Origin of the sequence: Actinoallomurus liliacearum (assembly GCF_039542035.1) — a bacterium.
Classification (GTDB): domain Bacteria; phylum Actinomycetota; class Actinomycetes; order Streptosporangiales; family Streptosporangiaceae; genus Actinoallomurus; species Actinoallomurus liliacearum.
Window position 1 is genome coordinate 292,447 of record NZ_BAABHJ010000008.1, and the last position, 21,496, is coordinate 313,942.

The 21,496-nt window shown below is 70.8% G+C and carries 16 protein-coding genes; 4 read left to right on the forward strand and 12 right to left on the reverse strand.

What is annotated here, in order from left to right:
• Window positions 1-75: 75 nt before the first annotated feature.
• Window positions 76-1,932 (reverse strand): translational GTPase TypA, encoded by a 1,857-nt coding sequence (gene typA, locus ABD978_RS16105; protein WP_345354323.1) that lies wholly within the window; start codon window positions 1,930-1,932, stop codon window positions 76-78.
• Between the two features lie 305 nt (window positions 1,933-2,237).
• Between typA and ABD978_RS16110 the strand changes: the two genes are divergently transcribed.
• Window positions 2,238-4,097 (forward strand): serine/threonine-protein kinase, encoded by a 1,860-nt coding sequence (locus ABD978_RS16110; protein ID WP_345354324.1) that lies wholly within the window; start codon window positions 2,238-2,240, stop codon window positions 4,095-4,097.
• A 72-nt stretch (window positions 4,098-4,169) separates the two neighbouring features.
• On the opposite strand, the gene ABD978_RS16115 is transcribed toward ABD978_RS16110, so the two are convergent.
• The 10 genes from ABD978_RS16115 to ychF form a co-directional block, all read right to left on the reverse strand.
• The gene (locus ABD978_RS16115) at window positions 4,170-4,463 is read right to left on the reverse strand and encodes an MTH1187 family thiamine-binding protein (protein ID WP_345354326.1); all 294 of its coding nucleotides are present in this window, start codon (window positions 4,461-4,463) and stop codon (window positions 4,170-4,172) included.
• Entirely contained in the window at window positions 4,463-4,870 is a 408-nt protein-coding gene (locus tag ABD978_RS16120; RefSeq protein ID WP_345354328.1) for a (deoxy)nucleoside triphosphate pyrophosphohydrolase, read from the reverse strand. Before ABD978_RS16120 ends, ABD978_RS16115 begins: the two co-directional genes overlap by 1 nt.
• On the reverse strand, window positions 4,871-6,010 hold the full coding sequence (locus ABD978_RS16125; protein ID WP_345354330.1) for a C40 family peptidase: 1,140 nt from the start codon (window positions 6,008-6,010) through the stop codon (window positions 4,871-4,873). It lies immediately after the preceding gene.
• 10 nt (window positions 6,011-6,020) lie between these two features.
• Window positions 6,021-6,644: a hypothetical protein gene (locus ABD978_RS16130; protein ID WP_345354332.1), complete on the reverse strand. Its 624-nt coding sequence runs from the start codon at window positions 6,642-6,644 to the stop codon at window positions 6,021-6,023.
• Between the two features lie 7 nt (window positions 6,645-6,651).
• Window positions 6,652-8,931, reverse strand: a complete 2,280-nt coding sequence (locus ABD978_RS16135; RefSeq protein ID WP_345354334.1) for a type IV secretion system protein — start codon at window positions 8,929-8,931, stop codon at window positions 6,652-6,654.
• 89 nt (window positions 8,932-9,020) lie between these two features.
• Entirely contained in the window at window positions 9,021-11,558 is a 2,538-nt protein-coding gene (locus tag ABD978_RS16140; RefSeq protein ID WP_345354336.1) for an ATP-binding protein, read from the reverse strand.
• Between the two features lie 56 nt (window positions 11,559-11,614).
• Complete coding sequence (locus ABD978_RS16145; protein WP_345354338.1) at window positions 11,615-15,037, reverse strand: TcpE family conjugal transfer membrane protein; 3,423 nt, start codon at window positions 15,035-15,037, stop codon at window positions 11,615-11,617.
• 61 nt (window positions 15,038-15,098) lie between these two features.
• The gene (locus tag ABD978_RS16150; RefSeq protein WP_425550720.1) at window positions 15,099-15,371 is read right to left on the reverse strand and encodes a hypothetical protein; all 273 of its coding nucleotides are present in this window, start codon (window positions 15,369-15,371) and stop codon (window positions 15,099-15,101) included.
• 73 nt (window positions 15,372-15,444) lie between these two features.
• Complete coding sequence (locus ABD978_RS16155) at window positions 15,445-16,455, reverse strand: conjugal transfer protein (protein ID WP_345354340.1); 1,011 nt, start codon at window positions 16,453-16,455, stop codon at window positions 15,445-15,447.
• Window positions 16,456-16,652: 197 nt separating this feature from the next.
• On the reverse strand, window positions 16,653-17,732 hold the full coding sequence (gene ychF / locus ABD978_RS16160; protein WP_345354343.1) for a redox-regulated ATPase YchF: 1,080 nt from the start codon (window positions 17,730-17,732) through the stop codon (window positions 16,653-16,655).
• Window positions 17,733-17,984: 252 nt separating this feature from the next.
• Between ychF and ABD978_RS16165 the strand changes: the two genes are divergently transcribed.
• Complete coding sequence (locus tag ABD978_RS16165; protein ID WP_345354345.1) at window positions 17,985-19,199, forward strand: DNA recombination protein RmuC; 1,215 nt, start codon at window positions 17,985-17,987, stop codon at window positions 19,197-19,199.
• Window positions 19,200-19,378: 179 nt separating this feature from the next.
• Window positions 19,379-19,900, forward strand: a complete 522-nt coding sequence (locus ABD978_RS16170; protein WP_345354347.1) for a DUF6542 domain-containing protein — start codon at window positions 19,379-19,381, stop codon at window positions 19,898-19,900.
• Window positions 19,901-19,909: 9 nt separating this feature from the next.
• On the opposite strand, the gene ABD978_RS16175 is transcribed toward ABD978_RS16170, so the two are convergent.
• Window positions 19,910-20,857: a 4-hydroxy-3-methylbut-2-enyl diphosphate reductase gene (locus tag ABD978_RS16175; RefSeq protein ID WP_345354349.1), complete on the reverse strand. Its 948-nt coding sequence runs from the start codon at window positions 20,855-20,857 to the stop codon at window positions 19,910-19,912.
• Window positions 20,858-21,036: 179 nt separating this feature from the next.
• Between ABD978_RS16175 and ABD978_RS16180 the strand changes: the two genes are divergently transcribed.
• Window positions 21,037-21,496, forward strand: a 460-nt coding sequence (locus ABD978_RS16180) for a hypothetical protein (RefSeq protein WP_345354351.1), incomplete at its 3' end; no start/stop codon positions are given.

Below are 21,496 nucleotides of genomic sequence, written 5' to 3' on the forward strand. Positions count from 1 at the left end.
GTACGTCGTCGGGCCCGGTACGGGACGACCCGGACCGGGAGGTCGGCCGTGGCCGCACCCGGTGCGGCCCCGGTCTCAGGCCTGGCCGCGCTTGGCGCGGGCCCGGGCGCGCTCCCGCTCCTTCGAGTCGAGGATGACCTTGCGCAGCCGGATCGCGTTCGGCGTCAGCTCGACGCACTCGTCGTCCGCGACGAACTCCAGCGCGGCCTCCAGGCTCAGCACGCGCGGCGGGGTGAGCCGCTCGAACGTCTCCGCCGTCGAGGACCGGATGTTCGTCTTCTGCTTCTCCTTGGTGATGTTGACGTCCATGTCGTCGGCGCGGGAGTTCTCCCCGACGATCATGCCTTCGTACACCTCGGTGCCGGGCTCGACGAAGAGCGAGCCGCGTTCCTGCAGGTTGAACATGGCGTACGCGGTGGCGGCGCCGGCGCGGTCGGACACGAGCGAGCCGGTCGGCCGGGTGCGCAGCTCGCCGAACCACGGCTCGTAACCCTCGAAGACCTGGTGCGCGATGCCCGTTCCGCGCGTCTCGGTGAGGAACTCGGTGCGGAACCCGATCAGGCCGCGGGCCGGCACGATGAACTCCATCCGGATCCAGCCGGTGCCGTGGTTCGTCATCTGCTCCATGCGGCCCTTACGGACGGCGAGCAGCTGGGTGATCGCTCCGAGGTACTCCTCCGGGGCGTCGACGGTCAGGTGCTCGACGGGCTCGTGCAGCTTCCCGTCGATCTCCCTCGTCACGACGCGAGGCTTGCCGATCGTCAGCTCGTACCCCTCCCGGCGCATGGTCTCGACCAGGATGGCGAGCGCCAGCTCGCCGCGGCCCTGGACCTCCCAGGAGTCCGGGCGCTCGGTCGGCAGCACCCGGATGGAGACGTTGCCGACGAGCTCACGGTCCAGCCGGTCCTTGACCAGCCGCGCGGTGACCTTGGTGCCCTTCTCCCGGCCCGACAGCGGCCCGGTGTTGACGCCGAGGGTCATCGAGATGGCCGGCTCGTCGACGGTGATGAAGGGCAGCGGCCGCGGGTCCTCCGGGTCGGCGAGCGTGTCGCCGATCATGATGTCCGGGATGCCGGCGATGGCGATGATGTCGCCCGGGCCCGCCTGCTCGGCCGGCTTGCGCTCCAGCGCCTCCGTCATCATCAGCTCAGTGATCTTTACGCGCTCGATGGTGCCGTCGTGCTTGCACCAGGCGACCTGCTGGCCCTTCTTGATCTGCCCGGCGTGCACGCGGCACAGGGCGATACGGCCGAGGTAGGAGCTGGCGTCGAGGTTCGTGACGTGCGCCTGCAGCGGCGTGTCCGGGTCGTACGCCGGCGCCGGGATCGTCTCCCGGATCACTTGGAAGAGCGGTTCGAGGTCCTCGGAGTCCGGCAGGCCGCCGTCCTCCGGCTTGGTCAGGCTCGCCCGGCCGGCCTTGGCCGAGGCGTACACGATCGGGAAGTCGATCTGGTCCTCGGAGGCGTCGAGGTCCATGAACAGCTCGTACGTCTCGTCGACCACCTCGGCGATCCGCGCGTCCGGCCGGTCGACCTTGTTGACGACGAGGATGACCGGCAGCTTGGCGGCCAGGGCCTTGCGCAGCACGAAGCGGGTCTGCGGCAGCGGCCCCTCGGAGGCGTCGACGAGCAGGACCACGCCGTCGACCATCGACAGGCCTCGCTCGACCTCGCCGCCGAAGTCGGCGTGCCCGGGCGTGTCGATGATGTTGATCGTCATGCCGCCGTGCCGGACGGCGGTGTTCTTCGCGAGAATGGTGATGCCCTTCTCGCGTTCGAGGTCGTTGGAGTCCATGACCCGCTCGTCGACGTCCTGGTTCTCACGGAACGCGCCGGACTGCCAGAGCATGGCGTCGACGAGCGTTGTCTTGCCGTGGTCGACATGGGCGACGATGGCGACGTTACGGAGATCGTCCCGGGTGGCGATGGGCATACGTGCGGGTCTCGCTTCGTGGTGTGGGATTCGCCGCGGGATCCACGCGGCACCCCCATTCTACTTGGCCCGCCGAGGACGCCGATCGCGTCGCCGTACGCCGGACCGGCCGGCCGCCGGGGAGGGCGAAATCGCCTCGCGAAGCAGCCGTTCCCGTGGCAACCGAACACCGGGGTCGGGCGTCGAATGTTGGGCGGGACGTCTCGATCCTGGCCGGAGCATTCAACGAGGCGTCCCGCCCACGATCTTGCGCCTCCGGCGCCGGGGTCACATGATGTGCCCTCGACGGCATCGAGGAGCGCGCAGTGAGCCAGTGGACACTCCCGGGTCACACGGAGCTGCGCGAGCTCGGGTCCGGCGGTTTCGGGCGCGTCGTGCTCGCGCGCGACGACGCGTCCGGCGGCCTCGTCGCGATCAAGTACCTGTTCACCGACCGACTCGGCGGCGAGGCCTTCCTGACCGCGTTCCGGGACGAGGCCCGCGTTCTGGCGATGCTGGACAGCCCGTACGTCACGCGGCTGTACGGATACGTCGAGGAAGGCGACCACGCGGCCATCGTCATGGAGGCCGTCGACGGCGCCTCCCTCCGCGCCGTGCTCGACGAGCACGGTCCGGCGGGGCCGGAGGCCGCTCTGGCCGTGCTGAAAGGGTCTCTCCTGGGGCTCGCGGCCGCTCACGCAGCCGGAGTCGTGCATCGTGACTACAAGCCCGCGAACGTCCTGGTCCAACACGACGGACAGAGCAAGCTCGCCGACTTCGGCATCGCCGTGCGGTCGGGAACATCCGGGGATCGCTCGGGCACACCGTCCTACATGGCGCCGGAGCAGTGGAAGGGCGGCGCGGCCAGTCCGGCGACAGACGTCTACGCGGCGACATGCGTCTTCTTCGAGTGCCTCGCCGGCCATCGCCCTTATGCAGCGCAGGATCCGACGGGCCTCAAGGACCTTCACACCAACGCTCCGATCCCGATGACAGAGGTTCCCGAGCCGATCCGGCCCCTCATCGCCCGCGGTATGGCCAAGGACCCGGCGCACCGGCCGACGGGAGCTCTCGACTTCGTCGCTGAACTGGAGGAGTCGGCGACGCGGGCGTACGGCCGCGATTGGGAACGGAACGGGCGGAAGCGCCTGGCCGAAGTCGCGGCCGGGCTCGCCGCGTTGTTCCCGCTGGCGCTGGCCACGAGCACCGCCCCAGGCGGAGGAGCCGGTGCGGGCACCGGCCCCGGCAGCGGCAGCGGCAGCGCGGGAACGGGCGCAGGGAGCGGCAGTGGCGGGACCGGTGTCTCCGGCGCAGCGCCCGGGCGGACCACGGCGAGAAGACTGCTCGGAAAGGCCGGCACGAAGGCGGCGGTCGCCATCACGGGTGCGCTGATCATCGGGGCTGCCGGGACGGCGGTTCTCTCCCATCACGGCAAAGGACACGCGAAGCCACCTCTTGCGACCGCGGCCCCGAAACCACTGAGCATCTCGTTCGTCTCGCTGGACCAGCGGTTCACGAAGCCCACGCTTAACGTGGCAGGTAAATACGTCAAGGTGAGCGGGCTCCCTGATCCGAAGGTCGAGGACAGCGTCAACCGCACGTTGCGGTTGCCGCTGGACCAACAGTTGCAGCGGTACCGCACACACCGGCTGGCGATTCCTGTGCAGGGGGAATCCAAGGTGACGACCACCATTCAACTCGGCCTGCGCGGCCCTCGGCTACTCTCCGTCCGCTACCGGTTCGACGGTGGAGGGACGGCGCCCCTGGACCGCCCGGACATGTTCGTCTCCCGCGCCGTCACGGTCGACCTGACCACGGGCCGACGGCTCCGTGCCACGGATATCCTCCAGCCGCAGGCGCTGACCCCGTCGGGAATACGAGGCCTGATCCAGCGAATCGGCCGAAATTCGCCGAACGGGTCTCTGTGCCCGGGCGGGAAGGTGTCCTCCCCGCGGCTTTCCTCGTCGGGAATCGACAGTGACGACAAGGATCGGCGGTACCTCGATCTGCTGCCCGGGCCGGACGGAATCGAATTCAACGTCGTGATGTACATGATGGGCTATGCGATGGGATGCGACGAATCCTTCGTCTCAATCCCGTACAGCGACCTCGCCGATCTGATCTCGCCTGCGATAGTGGCCGACGCCCGACACTCTGGGTCGATTCCGGCGCCGTCACCGACATAACGGACCAGACCGCCCCACAACCTGCAGTTATCTCGCTCTCGCAGGAGGTCGGGACGCCGACGCCCGCGAAACCTACTCCTGGAGGTGACGCTCAATAGCCTCGACCTTCGCAGTAAGCCCATCGGTGACGCCCTCCCGAATATCCGCCTTGAGCACCAGGCTGACGCGAGGAGCGCGGACCGCAACCGCTTCCACCGCCCGTTTGACCACGTCCATTACCTCGTCCCATTCACCCTCGATGCTGGTGAACATGGCATCCGTGCGGTTGGGCAGGCCGCTCTCTCGGACGACGCGTACGGCCTCGGCGACAGACTCCCCTACGGACTCACCGACGCCCAGAGGCGTGACCGAGAAAGCGACGATCATCAAGTCTCCTTGAGGTGCTCGCGTACGGCTTCGACGACGGGTAGGTCCGCCGGCAACCACGGGACATCGAACAGTTCCGCCTCGGTCAGCCAGCGCAACGCGGAGTGCTCTCGAGCCTCCGGCTCGCCGTGCACGATCGCGGCCGTCCAGACCCGCATCACCAGTCCATTATGCAGCGGGCAGTCCGCCCCGATCCGGGTGCCCACTTCGACGTCGACGCCGAGTTCCTCGCGGCATTCACGAACGAGTGCGTCCTGTTCCGTCTCGCCGGGTTCGACCTTGCCGCCGGGGAACTCCCATCCGCCGGCCAGCTCCGGCGGGTCGGCGCGCTGCGCCGCCAGGAGCCGCCCGTTGTCGATGATCGCCGCCCCCACCACCAGAGACGGACCCGTTCCCGCAAGTCCCACTCAGAGCCTCTTCGTCGGTCCGTTGTGACCGTTGTGCGCGGTCGGACGGGTGAAGCCGACCGCACCACCGGGGTAGGTCTTGTAGTTCTGCAGTTTGACCACGTCGCCGGTGTGCGGCGCCACGATCATGATCCCCTTCTGCGGGTTGTAGACCATGCCGACGTGACCAGGGCCGGTGTGCCCCGGCAGGTACTCGAAGAACACGAGGTCGCCCGGTTGTTCCTGCCCTCTCGGCACCGAGGCGCCCCACCAGTACTGATCGTCGGACAGTCGCGGGATGGTCACCCCCGCGGTCTTGTAGGCGGTCATCGTCAGACCGGAGCAGTCGAAGCTGTTCGGCCCGGTCGCGCCGTAAACGTATGGCTTGCCCAACTGGGCCTTGGCGAACGCGATCACCGTGGCGGCGACCGCGTTCGGAGCCACCGGCGCCCCGTTCATGTCCACGCAGGCCGGCCCGTTCGCCTGAACGACGTTGAAGCTTCCGTTGGAGTATCGCTGCGCCCAGGAAAGCACCAGGTTCACATATTGCACTGAGTGGTTGTATGCAAAGATCGCCGTTCGCGTACGGGACGGCGCGCCGCTGTGCTTCAGGTAGTTGGCCGCCCCGGGAATGGCATCCGCAGGGTCATATCGGTCTTTCTTATGGTCCCCATTGCCGTCCACGCCGAACGTCCCCCATGTGGCCGGCATGAACTGCATCGGTCCGCCGGCCCCGACCGAGTTGCTGCCGCTGTGCACACCAGGGAGATTCGATTGGCCGTGGTCCGTCTCCACTTTGCCGATGCCGGCCAGGAGGTTCCACGGCAGCCCGTACTGCTGACCGGCCTTCTTATAGAGCTGGAGGTAGTTCGACGGGATGCTGTTCGCGTCCCCCGACTGCTGGGGCTGCGAAGCCGCCCCGGCGGTGTCCGTGCAGTTCCCGCCGTTCGTCGCGTTCTGGAAGAACTGATTGGCCCCGAAGAACAGTGGGATCGACACCAGGCTCATGAAGAACAGCGCCGCAGCGCCTCCGGCGATGATGATCGGCAGTCGGACCGCACCTCGGTCCGACTGCGTGAGATAAAGAAGAGAGACAATACGACGGCCTTCGTTCCGCCCCCCCAAGCCGACGCCGAGCCGCAGGTGCCGGCGAAGCTTCATCTCTTTCCTTTCACTTGTCACCCTGGTCTGCCGGTTGGAACGCGTAGACGACCCAGCTCCCGCCGGACCTCGTCACCGTGACGGCGTACTGCTGGCTGGCGTCGCTGGGACTACCTCCCTTGCTGATGTGCTGGGTACCGGTGACGAGGAAGATGAACTGGTCCTTCTGCATGTCCCGGAGAGCGTCCAGATGCGCGTCGGAGGTCGAGACCTCCTTGTCCTGCTTCCGCTGTTCGACCAGACCTACCGCCGACCCGTCGCGCTGCAACTGCGTCGCGAGATCGGTGGTCACCAGGCCCTGCATCCGCCCGATATAGGCGCTCGGCTGCTCGTCGTAGCGGTAGGTGCCGTAGGCGATGGTGAAACGACGGGCGACGTCCGCCGCGGCGCTGAAGTCCTTCTGCGTGAACGGCAGCAGCGAGTAGATGTCGTACGTGCCCCCGCTCGGCGGCGGACCCGTCAGTCCAGGCGCGGTGAAGGACGGCGCGGACGGCGACGGAGCGGGGGTCGATCCCCGAGCCGAACTCTTGTGCCGGCCGCTTCCATTGCCGATGGTCAAGATCAACCCTGCTGCGGCGAGGAGCACCACCAACGCGGCGAACAGGATCTTGCGCTGGCGATCGGTCAGATCCATCGGCTCCTCATCGCTCGTCGCCGTCCTCGCGCTTCACCGGACGCAGCCAGAACGGCATGGACGGACCGTCCTCGCGCGACCTGCCCGACCACAGCGGCGGCGGCGCCTTGCCCTCCGGGCTGCTGTCATCGCGTCCCCCGGACGTCGGGGCGGGGCCGGGCCTCGCTCCCGAGGACCCTCCACGCGCCGGAGCGCTCTTCTTCGCGCCGCCCGAAGCGGATGGCGGAGCCGTACGACCGCCCGATCCACCGCCGAACCAGCCCCGGCGACCGCCGCCGTTGGAGGCGCCGCCCTGCTCACCACCGCCGCCGGACCGGCCGCGGCCTCCGTTCTCGCCGCCACCGGCCGGTCGCCGCGGTGGCGTGCGGGTGCCGGACCCCTGCCCCGCGCCGGTCTTCCCGGCGGCCCCCCAACTGGCTCCGGTGGGTGCGGCAGGCGGACGCGCACCGCCGCCGGCGGCACTCGGCCGGCGTTCCTCGCCGGACGGGGAGTCGGCCGGCGGCCGAGGAGCCGGCGGGCGGGCTGCTCCGCCCGATCCGGACGGGCGTGGGCTCCAGAGCCCACCGCCGTTCGTCCTCGGGGTGGGCGCCGCGGCCTGCGCGCGCGGCGACAGGTTCAGCGGCGGAGCACTGCCCCGCGTCGCCCCGGCGGCCTTCGCGGCGAGCTGTGCGGCGCGTCCGCGCCGGTCGGCGGCACCGACCACCTCACGGCCGGCCGTGTCGAAGTCGGCTCCGTCGTCGCTCCTGAGGGTCGGGGCGCCGGCCAGAGTGCCGGAGTCACGCTTGCCCCAGCGACCGAGCCGGTAACCCGCGGCGCCGGGGACGGCCGCGGTCGCGATCGCGGTGGTCCGCTTCCGCGTCTCCCGGATCGCCTCCTCGACCTGCTGCTCCCCCTTGCGGGAGCCGACGGCGGAGTAGCCGACCGCGGCGAACAGGTGCTGGAACGGCTTCCGGTAGACGAAGGCCGCCAGGGTGACGAGAGAGATCAGCAGGATCTGCAGGCCCCACGGCAGGCTCTCGGCCATGACCAGGCCGTAGCACCACAGCAGGAGGGCCAGCACGCCGATCAAGGCCGCCTGCTTCAGCAGGGTCGACAGGAGGAGTTCGAACCAGCGCACCGCGATGACCCGGCCGATGCCCGGATGGATGCCGATGCCCAGGAAGATCGGCCCCGCGACGAGAAGCAGCAGGAACGAGATCTTCAAAATGATCAGCATGACCGAGACGACCAGCACCAGCAGTCCGGCGACCAGGGCCGCGAGCAGGGCTCCGAACCCCACCGCCAGACGCGACGTCCAGTCCTTCCCCTGGAAGAGGGAGTAGTCGGCGGCGAAGTTGTCCTTGATGTTCTTGGTCACGCCCTTGTAGGCATCGGCCTTCTTCCCGAGGTCCGGCTTCTGCCCGTTGGTGCTCTCGGAGAGATCGACCGCTTGGGAAGCCAGGAGCGTGCCCGCGTTGTCCTGGACGATCTTGGCCTTCGGGTCGTCGGTCCCGAACTCGCCCATCAGCCACGGTTTGCAGACGAGCGTCACCCACAGACCATTGGCGTTACGGGTGACCGCGTCGTTCGTCGCCGGCTGCGGCGGCTTCCCCTTCTGCGGAATGCACGTCGTGCTGTCGGCGTCGCTCTGTGGAAGAGCGGCGTTGAAAGCCGCGGTCGCCCCGTTGGAGACCTTCGTCCCCAATGTTGTGAAGTCGCCGGGTCTGCCGATCAGCCAGATCAGTGCGACCATCGCCAGCACCATCCAGATGGTGCCTTCCGCCACCCGGCTGGCGCGCCGGCGGATCAGTCCCCACCAGGCCAGCCACAGGGCCCCGAGGATGACCACCCACGACCAGTACTTGGCGCCGAAGGTGTTCCCCATGCTCCGGATCACGCCGTCGACCGTCTTCTTCAGCCACCCGAGGAGGGACTCGGACGCCGCCGCCTGGTAGATGGTGATGGTCGTCCGGTCGATCGCCTGTGCGAAGACGAAGACGGTGTTCGCGATGTTGTTGCCGATCATCGCGGGCATGTCGGAACAGCCCATGTCCACCGCGTGCCACGACTGACCGCGCGTCCCGTACCGGTCGTAGTACGTGAGCTGCTCCGGTGTGTCCTTCGCCGTCTTCTGCAGCTGGGCGCTGGGATAGTTCGGCGGCTTCACCATGCCGTCGATACCCGAGCCGTACTGCTCCGGCGCCGGGTGGTCGGCGGGCGCGCAGGCGTCATTCGGGTTCGAGCCCGGCGCCGTCGGAATGGGATCGGCGCTTGCGAAGCCCAAGGGGCTCAGGACCAGTAGCGCCATGAGCATGAGGATGAGAAGCGACCGGCGCTTAGCCCGTGGTCTGCCCTTCGCCGGTTGTCGTCGTCGGCGGTGGCGGACGCCTGACACCCTCATCGGGGGACCTCCTGGGTGACCTCTGTGGCGGGGTCGCGGGGGGCGGTGGAGGGACGGGATGGTCGCTCGTTCCCACTATGCGGGTCCGACGCTTTGTCCGCACTCATTTCGTCGGGCTTGGAACGTGTCGGGTTGGTGTCGAGCCAGCGGAGGAGCTCCTCGGAGACGAGGTCCACGCCGATCCGGCCGGCGCGGCCGTCGAGGTCACGGAAGATGCACTCGCCGTTGCCGAGGTTGCGCAGCACGGCGCGGTGCTCGTCGGAGTTCTCGACGCCGATGAGGGCCATCACGTTGCCGACCTCGTTCCGCTCGGTCGAGCGGAACGAGTAGACGGACGAGAGGCAGTTCGTGACCTGCTCGTTGAGGAGGTCGCCGGCGTTCTGTGAGACGAGGATCAGGGCGGTGTTCCGGGAACGGCCCATCCGGGAGACCTCCGGGATGAGCTTGGCGCCCTCAGGCGTCTGTGTGATCGCCCAGGCCTCGTCAAGGAAGATCGCCTTGGGCAGGTGGCGGTCGAGGCCGTGCATCAGGCGACGGGCGAACTGCGACACGAGGTACATCAGGGCGACGGAAAGCCGCTGCTCGTACGAGTAGTCCTCGCGGTTGATCGCCACGTCCGGCAGGGTCAGACCGCCGAGCGTGAAGACCGTCGTCCAACCGGCGGTGTCGATCCGCTCGCCGCCCGACGGGTCGAAGCACAGGCGGGCGAGCCGCATCTCCGACATCGAGCGCAGCACGGCGCCGAGGTTCTTCGACGCCGGGTCATCGGAGGCGTCCAGGTAGTCGACGACCTTGCCGAGGGAGGGCTGCGGCTGGTTGGCGACCGCGCCGACCGCCTGGATCATGGCGGACTCGCGCTCCTCGGACATGCGGGGCAGCAGCAGGCGCAGCGTCTCCGTGGCCATGGTCTTCTTGGCCGCGAGGTCGTCGCCGAAGCTGAACGGGTCGAGGAGGCCGGGAGCCGCGGAGCCCAGCGGCAGGACGCGGGCGCGGCGCCCGCGCCGGCGCAGCAGCTCGACCAGGGACTCCGCGTCGCCCTTGGGATCGATGGCGGCGATCGTGACCCCGCGCAACGCCATCTGGTACAGCAGCAGCAGCGCCAGGGTCGTCTTGCCACCGCCGGGCTCACCGGTGATCGCGACCGCGGTGGGGCGGTTGCGCGCGGCGGCGACGAGCGGATCGAAGTGCACGATGGACCGGGCGCGGCCGAGCGTCTCCCCGATGTACGGCCCGACCCAGCCGGCCGACGTGTCGTCCCGCCGGTCGCCGAGGTCGACGGTCGCGGTGGGCATGCCGCCGGCGATCGTCCGCAGCGGCTGCCGCTGGGCGTACGCGTTGACGCGGATCCGGTCGCCGGGCAGCGACTCGCAGAACAGCGAGAACTGGTCGCCGGTCGAGCAGACGATGTCGATGCCGAGGTCGCGGTAGTGCTCGACGACCGCGTCGACTCGCTGCTGCAGGAGGTCCTCGGTCGGCGCGGAGACGATGAGCCGGTGCCAGCCGTACACGAACGGCAACCGCTCCTTGGTGATGCCGTGCTCGAGCATGCGGGCGGCGTCGATCTGCTCGGCCAGCGCGATGGGCGCCTCGGCTCCGGCCTCGCGGATGTGCTGGTCCATGTCGCGGGCGTGCGCGAGCTTCCGGGAGACGTCCTTGGACGCCTTGGCCGGTGGGACGAGCTTCATTCGCGCCGACACCTCCACCGGGAAGGGCAGGGCGTCGGCGAAGTGCATCCACGGCTCGCCGTCCGGGAACGGCATCAGATCCGGGAAGCGGGCGAACGACAGGTACGCGACGTACGACGAGCCGTCCGGCTGCTCCATGCGGAGGTTCGACCGACCGTTGACGATCGTGCCCTCGACGAGACTCTCGATCTCGCCGGCGCCCCAGGTGCGGCGCGGGGTGGCCGAGGGCGGCGGATCGGTCAGGGCCCCGCTGGCCGCGTGCTGGAACAACCAGGCGATCTCCGTGGACGACGCGTGCCGGGCGTACAGGGCGCTGGCTCCGAGGGAGCGGCCGAGCCGCTCGGACTGCTCGGTCCAGCGGGCGATCTCCTTCACCGGGATCGCCTCGTCGTGCAGCCCGAGGACCTCCTCGCTGCGCTTGTACAGGCCGAAGAGCTGCTTGAAGGCGCCTCCGGAGAGCTGGGCTCCAACGCCGCGCTGGCCGAGGCGCACGCCGAGGTAGACCTCCTTGGTCCAGAAGTCCTTGGACCAGACGTGGGCGTACATCTCCTCGAGGTACTCGCGCCAGCCCTGGCCCCCGTCCGAGGTCTCGTCGAGGGCGAGCGCCCACTCGGCGGCCGGATACGTACGATGCACGATCCGCAGGTGGATCTCGGCGTCCTGCATGCGGATGCCGGCGAGCGCGATGGTGATGTTGGTGGCGAGCGCCTCGCGCTCTTCGTTCGTCGTGAACTCGTACGAGACGGTCGGCAGCCGGAAGTACGCCCAGGCGGCGTTGTCGGTGAGGAGGATCCGATCGTCGAAATACCGTACGGCCAGCCGGCTGCGGGCCTTGGACGCCCTGCTCATCGGTTACTCCTCGTCCTTACTGAACACTTGGTCACGCGCTGTCGGACGCCGTCCGCTCATCGGGAGACCTCCTGCTGGGGATAGCGTCCCGGCGTCTGGACGAGACCGCCCGCCACGACGCCGCCGAGCGCGATGTACGCCTTGCGGGTCGGGGCCCGCAGCGAGCGCAGCTCGTTGCGGGGAGCGCGGTCGAGGCTGAGGTGGTCGTCCCAGGGGATGCGCACGAGCGCGCGGCAGCGGCCCCTGGCGACCGACTCGGCCTGCTCGACGTCGTCCATGCTCCGGCGGCTCACCCCGTTGATCACGGTGACGGCCCGGGACCGCAGATCCTCATATCCGTGGCCGTCGAGCCACTCGAAGGTCATGGCCACCGCCCGCGGCGCGTCGGAACTGGCCGGGGCGACCAGCACGATCTGGTCGGCGTACGGCAGCACCCGCGCGACCACGGCCGCCGCGGCGTCCAGCAGCGTGATCGAGTAGAACCGGTCGAGGGTCCGCATCGCGAGGGCGTAGTCGCGGTCGTCCAGTGCCTGAACGGGGTTCTTGCCGGCCGCCACCACCTCCAGCCCGGACTTGGAGATGGAGGTGTACCGGCGCATCATCTGGTAGCCGGTGACCTGCTCGGCGTGGGCGATCAGCGAGGTGAGCGTCTCCCGGGTCTCGGTCCGGGTGCGCCGCGCCATGGCGCCGGGGCCGGGGTTCACGTCGACCGCGACGATCCGGTCACCGCGGTGCTGGGCGAAGGTGTGCCCGAGCATGAGGGCGGTCACCGTCTGCCCGGCGCCGCCGGTGCAGCCGAGCACGACGACGCGCCGGGCGCCCGCGAAGGCGGTCCGTACGCGCTGTTCGTAGTCGCCGTCACCGTTGCCGCCGCCCGAGAAGATGCGCCTGCGGCCGCGACCGTCGTCGCCGTGTCCCTCGTCCTCGTGAGCCGCCTGCGGCATCGGTCCGGGACGCACGGGCGAGGCGGGACCGGACCGAACGGCGCGCGCCGGCGACTCCGGCGGCGCACCGGCCGCCGCCTCCGGCCGACCCTGCCAGGGCTGCTGCCCCGCACCCTGCCGGGACGGAGCCGACGGACGGGCCGGCCGGGCCGCTGGAACCTGCGCGGGCCTCGTCGGCTGCGTCCGAGGGGGCTGCGCCGGCGATTGCGCCGGCGGCTGGGCGGGGGCCTGCGGTGGTGCGGTGCGCGACGACGGGTGTCCGGCGGCCGGGGCGCGCGGGGGTGCGGGCGGCGCCGCCGGTAGCGGAGGGGTGGGTGGGGTGACCGGACGGCCGGGGGCCGGTGGCGTCCAGTTCGGCGCCGGTGACCCGGCGTCCCGGGCGGCCGGCCGTGCCTCGCGGGACGGCGTGGCCTCATCGCCGTGCGAACGACCTCGTGAGGGGGTGGCGGGCCGGGCCGGGCGACCTGAGGAGGTGTCACGCGGCGGGGCGGCACCGGCGTCCGGGCGCGAGGCTGCGGGGCGCCGCGACGGGGTCGGCCACACGATCTGGTCGGTGCGGGCCGCGGCGATGTCCTGCTCCTCGTCGGCCGGCGCCGCCGGACCGCGATCGGCCGCCCCGGTGTCGTCCGCCGCCGTACGCCCCTCGCTCGCCGCACCGGGGGTCGCCCCCTCGTGCTTCGCCGCACCGGGGGCCGACGCCCCGTGCTCCGCGGCGGCGGGCGACGCCGGTGCCCCACGCTCCGCCGCGCCCGAAGCCGACGTCGTCTCGTGGTCCGCCGGGCCCGAAGCCGCCGGTGCACCACGCTGCTCCGGCGCGCCGGCGGCCGACGCCTCACGGTCCACCGCGCCCGAAGCGGCCGGTGCACCACGCTCTGCCGTGCCGGGGGCCGGCCCCTCGAGCTCCGCCGCGCCCGAAGCGGCCGGGGCCTTGCGCTCTGCCGTGCCGTCCGCCGGCGGTCGGCTGGAGGGACGGGCCGGATCGTCATTGCCGGTCGGCGGCTCGGCGGAGCGCGCGGCCGGGGAGTCCTCAGCGGGTTTGGCGTGCCGCCCGTGCGGCAGCGGGATCACCGATGCGGAGCGCGATCCTTCGTCGGCCTGCCCCGAAACCGCCGGCCGGACCGGCGGGCCGCTGTCCGCGGGCTCGCCGGGACGGTCGGTGGCCGACGGCCGCGCGGCGGCCGGTCGAGCGGCCGGCGGCTGAGCGGCTCCAGGCCGGACGGGCGTCGGGCCGCTCGGCGGCGTGGTGCTCCCTTCTCCGGCAGCGGACGCGGGCGAGGCGTCGGGGTGCGCGACGGGCCGAGCGGGAGCCGCGTGCCTGCCGACGAGGCCGGCAGGGCCTGCCGTGGCCGGCTTGGCCGGAGCGTCCGAACGAGCGGGCGTCTCCGGGCGGGGCGGGGCGGTCGGTCCGGTGGGCCTGGCCGCCTGCGGCTCCGCCGGCCGGCCGAGCGTGGGCGGGACCGGCCGAGGGTTCGCGGCGGGCGTCTCCGGCTCGTGGGAGATGTTGCGTGGTCGCGTCGGGCGACGCGGCGCGTCGAGGTCTCGATCCTGACCCCGCGCGGGGGTGGTGTCGGGTCGCTGCTCACCGGGTCGTCCGCGCTCGCCGGCGCGCCGATCCACGGTCTCTCCGTCCGCGGGCGCCGAACCGGCGGCGCGCGCGGCCGGGGTGGCGGGCGTTGGCGAGGTGGTCGGCGTGGCCGAGGTGGCGGGCGTGACCGGGACCTCCGGCCTCGCCGGGAGGCCGGGCCTGGCGGGCGCGCCCGGTGTCGTCGAGGGGTCCGCGGACGCGGGGAAGCCAGGGACGGCCTGCGGCGCCGTCGGCTGCGGACGGGCGGGCCGTGCCGCGGCCGGCGGCGAGGCCGGCTCGGGGCGCACCGGCTGCGGTCGGGTCGGCTCCACGGCGGGCGGGGTGAGACGTCGTTCGCCGGGCGCGGTCGGCGGCACGACCGTGCTGCCGTCGTGCGGCGTCGGCTGCAGGCTCGGCGCCTGCGGACGCTGGGCGATGGCCGGCCGGCGGGGCGCGCCGGTGGGTGCCTGCCCGGCGCCGTTCCCGGTGTACTCCAGGACGGGCGGCGCGGCCGCGACCGGCGTCGCGGCCGGCTCGGGGGCGGGCGGGCTCTCGACGGACTGTTCCGCGGCCCGCGCGACGTGCAGCCGGTCGCCCGCGAGGCGGCCGCGACGCCAGACCCGGCCGACGATGACGACCTCGCCGGGCTCCCGGATCGGCGTCAGGCGGGCCCACGTACGCGCCTCGGTGAGGTAACGGACCTGGGAGATCAGCAGCTCGGTGAGGCGTTTGCCCTCGATGACGGGGCGGGTGGCCAGCCAGGTGAGCAGGCCGGGTGGGACGAGATAGACGACGTGCCAGGGCGCGTGGAACGGCACTCCGACGACCTGGAGCAGGATGATCCAGGGCAGGAAGACGCCGACGAACACACCGATCTGCACCAACGGCAGTGGCATCGGAAGCCGCAGGTCGTAGAGCTTGTAAAGCCGCTTCTCGATGCGCCAGATATTGGTGTACGTAGGCAGATCCACCCGGGCCCCACTCCCCTAATTGAGACCAGCCATGACTAGACCAGCATGACACCGGCTGTGTTCAGGATGTTTTGATTCCAAGGGCGGTCGCGATCGCCTTGGCCGTCGTCTCGATGATATTGGGGACGTAAAATATGACTCCAATGCCGATCGCGAGCAGGATGAATTGCACAAATCGCGTGATCTCCCGCGTGAAGAGGAAGAAGATCGCGACGATGGAGACAACGACCAGGAACAACGGCCCGAAGATGTCGCGCAGCCATTTGGCCAGATTGTCGGTGTCCAGGCCGTTGTTAGGCGCCGCCTCCACATGATGCGGCAGCATCGCCAGCATGTGTTGCATCATCGGGCTGGCCTTCCTTGGTCGGGGAGTGAATCGTAGCGTTCGGGACGGGTCGGCAGTGACCTCACGATCCCGCCGGAAGTGTAGAAGCTTGGATGTCCCTGACGAACCAATATCCGCCCTTCTTCACCATTGTGAGCTGGTAGGTCTGCTCGAGCGTGCCACCCGACGTCTTAGGCTGACCAGCGGGAATCTGCCACACGACCGTCGACGTGATGGTCCGCGACGCGGCGTCGCCGCGCGGGGCGATGATCTCTTTCAGCTGGCCGAAGGTGACACTGGCGCCCAGCCCGGTGACGGGCGGGTCGGAGTACCGCTGGAGGGAGCCGGCGTCACTGGCCGCGTACGCCTTGAAGAAGTCCGTCAGCGGTTGCTGAAGCTCGGTCTCCAACGAGGAGTCGCGGTCCTGGGCGACCGCGGGGACCGACGCGGTCGCGGGCGGCGGGAGCGTGGCGGGGCGACCGGTTATCGCCATCGCCCCGTCCTTCGCGTAGACCGGAACGGCCAACTGGAACAGCCGGCCGTTGGCTCGCGTGAGAAGGGTCACGACGCCGTGCTCGGCGTCGTCCGCGCGCACCGACGCCACGTACGCGGACTGCAGCACGGATTTTCCGGTGCCGTCCCAGCCGAGTTGTGGGTCGAGCCCTCCGGCGAGGAACGGAGCGAGCAGTTTCGGCCGGTCGGCGGCCGTCGCCTGGTCGTAATTCAGATAGACCCCGGCGAATGACAGGGCGTAGGCCGAAGCCGCCGCCTCTGGGAACTTCGGTTTGCTCGTATCGCTGGTCGTGGTCGGATTGGACCGGTCCGCGGTGAACCGGTCGAAGGGCGCGCGCACGCCGTTGACCAGCACGACGATGAGGAAGGCCCAGAGGATGACCCGCCCGACATAGATGAACCAGCGGCCGCCGGAACCGCCCCAGCCACGGCGGTCGCCATCACGTCCGCCGGAGCCGCCGCCGCGCTTGCCGCGGCGCCCCTTCTCGTCCGGAGAGTCCCAAGGGTCTGCGGGCGAGAATCCGCCCGGTGGGTAACCGGACGCACCGGCGTCTACAACGCCGGACGACCTGCGAGCCATCATGCCTCCGCTCGCGCCTACCCCCCGGATCGGCGCGCCGTGTATCCGTCTATCCGTCTGGTCGAGTTCGGTTTACCACCTTAACCACGGCGGTCAATTGTTCCAGTGTCGAGCGAGGATGCACAGTCCCGCCGCGCGGTTGTGGACAACTCGGTAGCCGATGGAGCATTACCGGACAGCGAGGTTCGTCTCCCCTGCTAGACGTTGAAGCGGAACTCCACCACGTCGCCGTCCTGCATGACGTACTCTTTGCCCTCCATCCTGGCCTTTCCGGCCGCACGGGCGGCGGCGACCGAGCCCTCGGCCACCAGGTCCTCGTACGACACGATCTCGGCCTTGATGAAGCCCTTCTGGAAGTCGGTATGGATCACACCCGCGGCCTCCGGGGCGGAGGCGCCCTTGCGGATCGTCCAGGCGCGGGCCTCCTTGGGCCCGGCGGTGAGGAAGGTCTGCAGCCCCAGCGTGGCGAAGCCGACGCGGACCAGCTGCAGCAGGCCGGGCTCCTCCTGCCCGGTGGACTGCAGGAGCTCCAGGGCCTCCTCGTCGGGCAGTTCGATCAGCTCGGACTCGATCTTGGCGTCGAGGAAGATGGCCTCGGCCGGGGCGACCAGCTCCTGCAGGCGGGCGCGCAGCGCCTCGTCGCCGAGCTCGTCCTCGTCCACGTTGAAGACGTACAGGAACGGCTTGGCGGTCAGCAGGTGCAGCTCGCGCAGCGGCGCCGGGTCGAGGTCCGAGGCGTAGAGCGTCACACCGTCGTTCAGCGTCTTCTGCGCCGCCCGGGCCGCCTCGACGACGGCGAGCTTGTCGCGGTCCTTGGTCGTCCGCGCCTCCTTCTCCAGACGCGGCAGGGCCTTCTCGAGCGTCTGAAGGTCGGCGAGGATCAGCTCGGTGTTGATGGTCTCGATGTCACGCGGCGGGGCGACGTCGCCGTCGACGTGCGTGACGTCCGAGTCCTCGAACACCCGGATGACCTGGCAGATCGCGTCGGTCTCCCGGATGTTCGCCAGGAACTGGTTGCCGAGCCCCTGCCCCTCGGACGCGCCCTTCACGATGCCGGCGATGTCGACGAACTGCATGGTCGCGTGCACGATCTTGGCCGAGTCGTACAGCTTGGCCAGCTCGTCGAGGCGCGGGTCGGGCACCGCCACGATGCCGACATTCGGCTCGATCGTCGCGAACGGGTAGTTCGCCGCGAGAGCGGTGTTCTTGGTCAGCGCGTTGAAGAGGGTCGACTTGCCCACATTGGGCAGCCCGACGATTCCGATGGACAGGCTCACGGACGCAGAGTCTACGGGCCCGCCGGGACCGCCCGTACGGCCCGGATGCGCCGATGAACGGGCCGTACGCGCCGCCTCCCCGCCGGACCGCGCCGCCTCCCCGCCGGACCGCGCGACGCGAGCCGGCGACCGCTCCGCGCGACGCCGGTGAGCGGGCCGTACGCGCCCCGTCGTCACGCGCCGAGCGGACGGGGTGACGGCTCGTCCGCGCGTCGAGCCGACATTCTCGTACTGCTTTGTCACGATGCGAACATGGACGTTCTGCTCGGCCTCGTGATCGGCCTGGCGGTGGGTACGGTGCTCGGGATCGCCTGGGCCCGGAGCCGGACCGCCGTGGTGACCGCGCGGGCCAAGGCGGCCGAGGAGAAGCTCGCCTACGTGGAGCAGGGACTGGCCGAGCGTTTCCAGTCGCTGTCGGCGCAGGCGCTGGACGCGAGCAACCAGCGCTTCCTCGAACTGGCCGGCACCCGGCTGGCGACCGCCAACGCCGAGGCCGCCGGGGAGCTGGACAAGCGCATCGCCCCGCTCAGGGACACGCTGAGCAAGGTGGAGGCGCAGCTGCGCGAGGTCGAGACCGGGCGCCGCGAGTCGCACGCAATGCTGGCCAAGCAGGTGGAGTTCGTACGGCAGAGCTCCGACCAGCTCCGTCAGGAGACCCAGACGCTCGTACGGGCGCTGCAGCGGCCGGAGGCGCGCGGGCGATGGGGAGAGCTCCAGCTGCGCCGCGTGGTCGAGATCTCCGGCATGACCCGGCACTGCGACTTCGACGAGCAGGCCGTCGCCGGGAACGGGCTCCGGCCCGACCTGGTCGTACGGCTGGCGGGCGGCAAGAACATCGTCGTCGACTCGAAGGTCTCCCTGGCCGCGTACCTGGACGCCGCCGGCGCGGACGGGCCGGGGGTCTGGGAGGCCCGGCTGGACGCGCACGCCCGGCATCTCCGTGAGCACGTGGACCGGCTGGCGGCCAAGTCGTACTGGCAGTCCTTCAGCCCGGCGCCGGAGTTCGTGGTGCTGTTCGTGCCGGGCGAGGCGTTCCTGGCGCCGGCGCTGGACCGGGACCCCGGCCTGCTGGAGTACGCGATGCGGCGCCGGGTGCACATCGCGACACCCACGACGCTGATCAGCCTGCTGCGCACGGCGCACTACGCCTGGCAGCAGCAGGCGCTCTCGGAGAACGCCCGCGCGGTGTTCGAGCTGGGCCGGGACCTGTACGACCGCCTCGGGACGCTCGGGCGCCACGTCGACCAGCTCGGCAAGTCCCTCACCAACGCCGTCGTGGCCTACAACCGGACGATCGGGTCGCTGGAGAGCCGGGTCCTGGTGACCGCCCGCAGGCTGAACGAGCTGGGCGTGACCGACGCCGAGCTCGACGCCCCGACGCCGGTCGAGGAGCCCGCCCGCGCGCCGTCCGCGGCGGAGCTCGCGGACGACGCCGAGCGGGAGCGCCAGATCCGCCTGCTGCCCTGACGCCGTGTCGCGAGACGCGGCGTGCCCAGGCGGGCTACCGTGGAGCGAGGCACTGTCGACTCTGGGACGGGCTGGTGGCAACGGACACGCGCGGGGACCCTGAGACGGCCCCCGCTCCGAGCGGTCGGTCGAAGCGGCGTCCGGCCGCGTCTCCGGGACGGTCACGGGCACGTTCGGCGGTGACGCTGACCGGCCGGGGCGGCGCGGTCGTGGTGTTCTCGTGCACGCTGCTCGGCGCGCTCATCGGCGGACTGTTCGGACCGCGGTCGGCGCAGGGCGTGCTGTTCGTCGCGGGGTGCCTGCTGGCGGTGTCGATGACCCGTCGCACGGACCTGCTCACGCTCGTGGTCAGCCCCCCGCTGCTGTTCTTCCTGGTGAGCCTGCTGTCGGCGGTCACCGGGTCGATCGGGGAGAAGTCCCTCCTGGTGAGCGTCGCCGTCACCCTGGCGGCCAAGCTCACCTCGAGCGTGCCGTGGCTGTTCCTCGGCGCGGTGCTCGTCGTGCTGATCGCGGTGCCCCGTGGCCTGCCCGCCAACCTGCGGGAACTGCGCGCCCGGGTCGCGGCCGACAACCCGTTCCGCGGGCGCACCGCTCTGCGCGCCCGCAGGCGTGGCAGGACCGACGAGGACGACGATCCGGTCCGGTGGGACGACGGGCCTGGGCGGCTCCCGGCCGCCAAGGCCCCCTCCCCGGAGGACTGAGGCAGGCCCTCAGGCCGACCGCAGGTCGCGGCGGAGTTCGTGCGGCAGCGCGAAGACCATCCGCTCGCGTACCGACTCGACCTCCTCCACCGTGTCGAAGCCGAACTCGGCGAGGCGGGCGAGCACGCCCTCGATCAGCTCCTCCGGCACCGACGCGCCGCTGGTGAGGCCGACCGTGTCGACGCCCTCGAGCCAGGCGGGGTCGATCTGCTCGGCGTAGTCGACGAGGTACGAGGCCTGGGCGCCGTGGTCCTTGGCCACCTCGACGAGGCGCTTGGAGTTCGAGGAGTTCTGCGAGCCGACCACGATCACGAGCTGCGACTCGGCGGCGATCTCCTTCACCGCCACCTGGCGGTTCTGGGTGGCGTAGCAGATGTCGTCCGACGGCGGGTCGACGAGCTTGGGGAACCGCGCGCGGAGGGCCTCGACCGTCGCGTTGGTCTCGTCGACCGACAGCGTGGTCTGGGAGAGCCAGACGACCTTCTCCGGGTCGCGTACCTGGAGCTTGGCGACGTCGTCGGGGCCGTCGACGAGCTGGATGTGCTCTGGGGCCTCGCCGCTCGTCCCGATGACCTCCTCGTGGCCTTCGTGGCCGATCAGGAGGATGTCGTAGTCGTCGGTCGCGAAGCGCCGGGCCTCCTTGTGGACCTTGGTGACCAGCGGGCAGGTGGCGTCGATCGTCCGGAGGCTCCGCCCGGCGGCCTCGTCGTGGACGACCGGGGCGACCCCGTGCGCGGAGAACACGACGATCGCGCCCTCCGGCACCTCCTCGGTCTCCTCGACGAAGACGGCGCCTCGTTCTTCGAGGGTCTTCACCACATGGACGTTGTGCACGATCTGCTTGCGGACGTAGATGGGCGCGCCGTACCGCTCGAGCGCCAGCTCCACCGTCTGCACGGCGCGATCCACACCCGCGCAGTAGCCGCGCGGCTTGGCCAGAAGAACCCGACGAGTCATGTGTCCCATGGTAGGTGTGATCGGAGGGCACCGGTTTCGGGCGCAGAAAAACCCGGCCACGGCGCGTGAACGCTGCTGCACCGTAGGGCAGAGTGGTGGATAACAGATTCGTCATACCGACCAGTCCGCGCCCGCGAGGCCAGTCCGCGCCCGCGAGGCTGGAGGGAGCTGAAACAACGATGACACCATCGCCGCGCCGCCTTAAGGACCAAGTCCGGGAGACCGTCAGCGAGCTCCCCATCCATGCCGCACGGCTCGCCGTGATGGGCGTCGGCCAGGCTCTCCTGCTCACCGACCGGGTCCGCAAGGACTACAAGGAGGCCCGGGAGTCAGGTCTGACGCCGGTGCTCGGCCGACTGATCGACGACGCGGAGGACCTGACCGGCCGGCTCGTGGGCAAGGTCACCAGCCGGGTCGCCTCCGACGGGCGTACGGGGGCCGAGGAGGGCGCGGCGCCCTCGCAGAAGGGTCCGGAGATCGCCGTCGGAAAGCCGGCGGCCGCCGCGGGCCGTACGCGACCGGCGACGGCGCGCCCGAAGCCGCCCTCCCGTTCCACGGCCGCCCCGGGCAAGGGCCGGCCCGCCGCCCCATCCCGGGCGAAGGGCGCCACGCCAGGCGCGCGGCCGGGCGCGGCCGCGC